This is a genomic window from Blastomonas sp. (genome assembly GCF_041747255.1).
Taxonomy (GTDB): domain Bacteria; phylum Pseudomonadota; class Alphaproteobacteria; order Sphingomonadales; family Sphingomonadaceae; genus Blastomonas.
On sequence record NZ_JBGTFM010000402.1, the window covers coordinates 1 to 3,882 of the forward strand.

General features: G+C 58.2%; 4 protein-coding genes. All 4 read right to left on the minus strand.

All coding sequences use genetic code 11. The annotated features are described in order from the left end of the window. The coding region (locus tag ACEW8G_RS13560) for a DNA N-6-adenine-methyltransferase (RefSeq protein ID WP_373488940.1) at positions 1 to 760 on the minus strand (760 nt) is incomplete at its 3' end. Between the two features lie 361 nt (positions 761 to 1,121). Then, on the minus strand, positions 1,122 to 1,892 hold the full coding sequence (locus ACEW8G_RS13565) for a hypothetical protein (protein WP_373488937.1): 771 nt from the start codon (positions 1,890 to 1,892) through the stop codon (positions 1,122 to 1,124). A gap of 102 nt (positions 1,893 to 1,994) precedes the next feature. Then, complete coding sequence (locus ACEW8G_RS13570; RefSeq protein ID WP_373488938.1) at positions 1,995 to 2,582, minus strand: hypothetical protein; 588 nt, start codon at positions 2,580 to 2,582, stop codon at positions 1,995 to 1,997. Positions 2,583 to 2,663: 81 nt separating this feature from the next. After that, the gene (locus ACEW8G_RS13575; protein ID WP_373488939.1) at positions 2,664 to 3,554 is read right to left on the minus strand and encodes a 3'-5' exonuclease; all 891 of its coding nucleotides are present in this window, start codon (positions 3,552 to 3,554) and stop codon (positions 2,664 to 2,666) included. Between the last annotated feature and the right edge of the window lie 328 nt (positions 3,555 to 3,882).

Sequence of the window (3,882 nt, forward strand, 5' to 3'; positions counted from 1 at the left end):
AAATAGCTCGCGCTACCCAATATCCTGGCACTAACTGCGCGTATCTGGCCCTTTGATCTGCGTTTGCCCCAAGCGTCAGCAGCATCAAAGAGAAGGGCGTGTGCTGCCCCCTCCCTCTGGTATCGAGAAAACGCACCCGGCCTCGAAGGAAATAGATGTCCGCGTCAGCACTCAGGACGTCCTGAAACCAGGCAGAGTCAGTACGAACCGGAACAAGGCAGATGACAGTCTGGGCATCTCCAGCCTTCCACTGCTCGTGAGCACGGCGCAGCCAGACAAGCAGCTTGGAGTAAGGTGGATTGACGTAGACCAGCCGACCTAGCCACGGCTCCGAGAGGCCGTCTCCGCCTTCGCTTTGTAGGATACGTCTGCGCGCGATCACAGGGCTGAGTTCATGTGCGCATGGATCAAGGTCAATGTCACCGAAGGCCTCATATATGCTCGCCAAGAAATCCGCGGGAGTAAACCTGCTGTCGCGATCCAGTTTATCGCCCTCGCCCCAAAATGCGCGTTCAGGCGCTCGACGACGAGCTTTCGGAGCAAGAACAGCCAACAGGCGCAGGAGACTTCCAACCGACCCGCCGCCTCGCTCGAGGTTGGCGATCGTAGTGCGCGACAAGCCTGTCCTTTCTGCGAGCCATTCCAGCGACCGCCCTTGCTTCAAGCGGCGGCGGCGGATTTGCTCCCCCAAGGCTTTGCCCGGCCCAAGGCCCGTCAACCGATAGTCGAGAGTCTTCATCACAATTTCGAGGCTCGCCACAGAGCCCACCCCTCGCTCGAGTCGTTTGATGACTTGCGGCCTGACGCCCACCCGTTCAGCAAGTGTGCGCTGAGTCCATCCACTATTTCGCCTTGCCTCACGCAAATCACTGATCAGAATATGAACCTCCTTGAAATCACATTCTAATCATAGACGCCGAGATGGTCGCGGCAAGCATGTGCGGCGCGTATTCATCGCTGTTCGGTAACACCCATTGACTTCGGTTTATCGCCAATAGCTCCAGCCAGGCTGAGGTTCGCGCAATGGCAGAGCGGAAATTAGTCCCGGTCGTCCTATGGGTTGAATATCCTCGGACCCTCGGCCTAAGGTTCTCCGCCCTACCCTCACGCATCAGGTTCCGTTACGCTGCTAGCGCCGTTTCGCCTGAAATTGTGGCGGACAGCCCGCCACATGCGCTGGCGAGTTTCGCCTCCAGGCCTGCTGTCAGCTTCGCATTGCGGTTTAGCCACTCGAGCACCACCAACGCGGTGATCCTGGAATCAATGTTTGCTTGCCCCTGAATCCGCAGCCAGGCGATATGCGCGATAGCCAGCAGCGCGCAGTCCAGTTCCACATGAGCCATGGCAGCCTCCCATCCCGCGCGGGTGCTAGGAAAGTCGACGTGCTTCTTGGTTTCCATTAGTGCCACCGGCAATCCGATACGCAGCATGATCTCGGTGAGGTGGTGCCAGGTCCGCCCAGCCCCTTTCATGCCTAGCGCCAGGTCAAAATGCCGCCCCGGCGCATCCGGCATTTCAAACCGCTTGCGCTGCGAGAGAAAATGAGCGGGCAGTGGAAGCGAGTATTGCATTGCCGCAAGCTGGAGGATCGGCACGTCGGTCGCCATACTGCCGTAGCCGATGACGGTGCGATCGGTGCGAGCACGAAGATGATGGAACAGGCACGCGACGATCTCCTGTTCGCCGCCGTGTGCATGCTCTGACCAGGTCGCGATCTTCTCGCAGCTGATGGCCCCATCAGCACTGACAGTGACGTCGAACGCGGAGGCAGCGAAAATCCGCTTGCTGCCGATACGGTGGTGAGGCTGGATAGAGGAATCGATCTGGCGGGCACCTTCGTGAAGATGTTCGTCCCAGGCAGATTCGGTGTCGATGTAGGTGAACTTGCGCATTTGTAATGTTCCTTGATGCGCCAAAGGCCGCCCCTTGGGGACGGCCTTTGGCAATGTGTTGAGTGTCGGTAGGTCGAACAGATTTCTGGTGGTTGGGTCTGTTCAGCTGAAGCAGACAATCGGCTCGACCTGAGGGTTCTGCGCCATGGGCGCAGCACCTGGCTTGATGATCTGGCAGCCCGCCATCTGAGCATCACCCATAGCAGCGGCAGCTACTCGAATCCGCTTCATGGCGAGCTTCTTGCCAGCAGCAATGTTGGCAGGCTTGCCCGGCAGCCGGATCAAGCTGCCACGACTGTCGACCGCGAAATGCTCGTTGGCACGGGTGCTGACGAGAACGACCGGAGCGTTGTCCGACGCGGCATAGGGCACGCAGTTGTCGATGACATCGACCATGTTCAGCTCACGGTAGATCACCGAGAACCCGATGGGCTTGTTCGCGGTATCGCTCGCAAAACTGACGTAGACAGCGTCTTTCTGGATCATCTGCGCGATGCGGGCCATCTCGAGACCAACCTGGAAATCCATGGGCTGGCCAAAGGTGTTGGCAATGGCGTCATTGGCAAGCTGGTGCAGCGGCAACCCCATATTCATGCGCAGGGCATGCATGAAGTTCTGCTGTCGTACATTCGATGTTGGAACGGTATTCATAGTGTCAGTCCTTTGTGTTTCTGCTTTAGGCAGGAGCATTTTTCCCCTCTCTCAGGGTGCTCATTTCAATTAATTTGAAGGGTTTGGGCGTGCCGCTGGGCAACAGCACGCCCTCTGATTTCAGCGATGTCGTTCGCGCCAGGTCACGCGTGTCAGCCGAGGGGCTGGGCCGTTGGGCATCACCTCCCTGCCAAGCCAGAGCTCTTCGTCATCAACGTCGTGCTCGGCGACCTCGGTCCACCAGGTTTTGGCTGCCGGATCCCAGCGGTATCCGCGCGCCTTGAGTCGAAACCGGGCTGCGTAAGGTGCGCCTACGGCTTCAACCTTGACCGTATCTTCCTCGGCATTGGCCAGCAGTGCGCTCAGAACGGTCCGGTCATCTGCAAGGCGGAATGACAAGATGTGCAGGAGCGCGACGACGTCTGCCATCGCCCTGTGGCCCGCGTGGAAGAAGCCGATTTCCATAAGCAAGTGGCCCAGCGCTTTGCCGCCCAGCCCGGCATCGCTAAGCCAGTCGAAATCCTTAAGGCTGCAGGCCCAGGCGGCGTTCTGCGTCATCGGCAACAACTGCCGGACAAAGCTGAGATCGAACGCGCAGTTGTGGGCGATGAACACATCAACGCTCGCGAAATCCCACTCGACACGGTCCAGATCGATAGCATGACCTGCGACCATTTCATCCGTCAGGCCAGTCAGCAGCGAGATCCTCGGCGGGATTGGCATCATCGGATCGCACAGCGCCTGATCGGCGCAGACAATACCGATAATGTCGCCCTCATCGTCAATGGCCAAAATGACATAGGCCAGGTCGATGATCTGATCGATCTGCGGGTCCGTGCCAGTGGTTTCGACATCAAGCAAAGCGACCTGCCGGATCGGCTCGACCGCCACTTTGTTGCGGACAAAGTGGCCAATCTGGCCGACCTCCCGTAGGATTTTATGGTTCGCGTAATCTTGATCGAACCTCCAGGTGTCGTCGTCATCGACGTCGTGGATGGGTATGTCTGTCATGGGTATTCTCCTTAAGGGACTGAGAACGAGAAGAATTTTTCCCCTCTATCAACTCTGTCACTCAGGCCGCCCAAGGCCAGTTTTCCTTCTGAAATCACATGTGTGCGCGTTCACGGGACGGCGTAAACGTCTACGGACATTGTCACGAACGCGAGCCTCCATGCTCGCAGCATTGCAGAGATCGTTCCTAATATGTTCTAAGCATCCTATGCGAATCGATGACCCTCCACCAACCAAACAGGATGTCGCGCTGATTGCCCTGCGCACGCTGGAGGATGCGGTTGCGCAGCTGTCGAACACCTGGCGTCCGGACGATCCGCTGTACCGT

Excerpts from the sequence above, each read along its gene's own strand:
- ACEW8G_RS13565 (WP_373488937.1), bottom strand. The coding sequence starts at position 1,892 with ATGCGCAAGTTCACCTACATCGACACCGAATCTGCCTGGGACGAACAT.
- ACEW8G_RS13570 (WP_373488938.1), bottom strand. The coding sequence starts at position 2,582 with ATGCTCCTGCCTAAAGCAGAAACACAAAGGACTGACACTATGAATACC.
- ACEW8G_RS13575 (WP_373488939.1), bottom strand. The coding sequence starts at position 3,554 with ATGACAGACATACCCATCCACGACGTCGATGACGACGACACCTGGAGG.